This is a genomic window from Stenotrophomonas sp. YIM B06876, assembly GCF_030711595.1.
In the GTDB taxonomy this organism is placed as follows: Bacteria; Pseudomonadota; Gammaproteobacteria; order Xanthomonadales; family Xanthomonadaceae; genus Stenotrophomonas.
Genome location: NZ_JAUJUJ010000235.1, coordinates 1 through 1234, shown reverse-complemented (window position 1 = coordinate 1234; position 1234 = coordinate 1). Strand labels below are relative to the sequence as shown.

At 64.3% G+C, this 1234-nt stretch carries 1 protein-coding gene; it reads left to right on the top strand.

The window, feature by feature from the left end:
• Window positions 1–117: 117 nt before the first annotated feature.
• On the top strand, window positions 118–1234 hold a 1117-nt coding region (gene alaS, locus QZH66_RS16365; protein WP_305806935.1), incomplete at its 3' end, for an alanine--tRNA ligase.

Genomic DNA, 1234 nt, shown 5'->3' with positions numbered 1-1234 from the left:
AGGCTGAAGGATAGCTTTTCAGGGCCCGGCGCACAGCAGCCTGGGCGACAGGGCCAAACCTATAATCTGCGGTTGCCCCCGGGCCTGCCGGCCCCGCGCACACCATATCTACACACCATGAGCCACCCCACATTCACCGTCGCCGACATCCGCAAGACCTTTCTGGACTTCTTTGCTTCCAAGGGCCACACCATCGTGCCGTCGAGCTCGCTGGTGCCGGGCAACGACCCGACGCTGATGTTCACCAACTCGGGCATGGTGCAGTTCAAGGACGTGTTCCTGGGCAGCGACAAGCGCCCGTACAACCGCGCCACCTCGGTGCAGGCCTGCCTGCGCGCCGGCGGCAAGCACAACGACCTGGAAAACGTCGGCTACACCGCGCGCCACCACACCTTCTTTGAAATGCTCGGCAACTGGAGCTTTGGCGACTACTTCAAGCGCGAGTCGCTGAAGTGGGCCTGGGAACTGCTGACCGAGGTCTACAAGCTGCCGGCCGAGCGCCTGCTGGCCACCGTCTACGAAGAAGACGACGAGGCCTACGACATCTGGACGAAAGAGATCGGCCTGCCGCCCGAGCGCGTGATCCGCATCGGCGACAACAAGGGCGGGCGCTACAAGAGCGACAACTTCTGGATGATGGCCGACACCGGCCCCTGCGGTCCGTGCTCGGAAATCTTCTACGACCACGGCGACCACATCCCCGGCGGCCCACCGGGCAGCCCCGATGAAGACGGCGACCGTTTCATCGAAATCTGGAACAACGTGTTCATGCAGTTCGACATGCAGGATGACGGCTCGGTCAAGCCCTTGCCCGCGCCCTGCGTGGACACCGGCATGGGCCTGGAGCGTCTGGCCGCCATCCTGCAGCATGTGCACAGCAACTACGAGATCGACCTGTTCGATGCGCTCATCAAGGCCGCTGCGCGCGAGACCGGCTGCACGGACCTGGACAACAAGAGCCTGCGCGTGATCGCCGACCACATCCGCGCCACCGCCTTCCTGGTGAGCGACGGCGTAATCCCGAGCAACGAAGGCCGTGGCTACGTGCAGCGCCGCATCGTGCGCCGCGCCATCCGCCACGGCTACAAGCTGGGCCAGAAGACGCCGTTCTTCCACAAGCTGGTGGCCGACCTGGTCAAGGTCATGGGCGACGCCTACCCCAAGCTGCGCGAGCAGGAGCAGCGCATCACCGACGTGCTCAAGACCGAGGAAGAGCGCTTCTTCGAGACCCTGG